1 pseudogene is annotated in these 1,435 nt (G+C 48.1%); it reads left to right on the top strand.

Annotated elements, in window-relative coordinates:
• Positions 1 to 1,435, top strand: a pseudogene (locus tag WAE64_RS24700) (SprB repeat-containing protein); the annotation flags it as partial.

Below are 1,435 nucleotides of genomic sequence, written 5' to 3'. Positions count from 1 at the left end.
CAGTCAACCGACACAGTTAACAGCGAGCATCAATCCAACAAATCTGAATTGTTTTGAAGGAGCGAATGGCGAAGCGGAAGTGAAGGCAACAGGGGGTACAGGCGCATATACATACAAATGGAATACAGGTGCAACGACAGCCACAATCAGTAATCTGGCAGCAGGTACTTACAGTGTGCTTGTAACCGATGCGAATAGTTGTACAGCGACGGCGAGCGTGACCATCAGTCAACCGACACAGTTAACAGCGAGCATCAATCCAACAAATCTGAACTGTTTTGGAGGAGCGAATGGCGAAGCGGAAGTGAAGGCAACAGGTGGTACAAGTGCTTATACATACAAATGGAATACAGGTGCAACAACAGCCACAATCAGTAATCTGGCAGCAGGTACTTACAGTGTAGTAGTAACCGATGCGAATAGTTGTACAGCGACGGCAAGTGTGACCATCAGTCAACCGACACAGTTAACAGCGAGCATCAATCCAACAAATCTGAACTGTTTTGGAGGAGCCAATGGCGAAGCGGAAGTGAAGGCAACAGGTGGCACAGGCGCATATACATACAAATGGAACACCGGAGCAACGACAGCCACAATCAGTAATCTGGCAGCAGGTACTTACAGTGTAGTAGTAACCGATGCGAATAGTTGTACAGCGACGGCGAGTGTGACGATCAGTCAGCCGACTAAGTTGACAGCGAGCATTGATCCTAAGAACCTAAACTGTTTTGAAGGAGCGAATGGAGAAGCAGAAGTGAAGGCACTAGGTGGTACAGGCGCATATACATACAAATGGAATACAGGTGCAACGACAGCCACAATCAGTAATCTGGCAGCAGGTACTTACAGTGTGCTTGTAACCGATGCGAATAGTTGTACAGCGACGGCGAGCGTGACCATCAGTCAACCGATACAGTTGACGGCGAGCATCAATCCAACAAATCTGAATTGTTTTGAAGGAGCGAATGGCGAAGCGGAAGTGAAGGCAACAGGGGGTACAGGCGCATATACATACAAATGGAATACAGGTGCAACGACAGCCACAATCAGTAATCTGGCAGCAGGTACTTACAGTGTGCTTGTAACCGATGCGAATAGTTGTACAGCGACGGCGAGCGTGACCATCAGTCAACCGACACAGTTAACAGCGAGCATCAATCCAACAAATCTGAATTGTTTTGAAGGAGCCAATGGCGAAGCGGAAGTGAAGGCAACAGGGGGTACAGGTGCTTATACATACAAATGGAACACCGGAGCAACGACAGCCACAATCAGTAATCTGGCAGCAGGTACTTACAGTGTGCTTGTAACCGATGCGAATAGTTGTACAGCGACAGCGAGTGTGACCATCAGTCAACCGATACAGTTGACGGCGAGCATCAATCCAACAAATCTGAATTGTTTTGAAGGAGCGAATGGCGAAGCGGAAGTGAAG

The organism is Emticicia soli, assembly GCF_037860775.1.
Taxonomy (GTDB): Bacteria; Bacteroidota; Bacteroidia; order Cytophagales; family Spirosomataceae; genus Emticicia; species Emticicia soli.
Note: the sequence above shows the minus strand (reverse complement) of the source record. Positions and strands in the feature narration are given on the sequence as shown.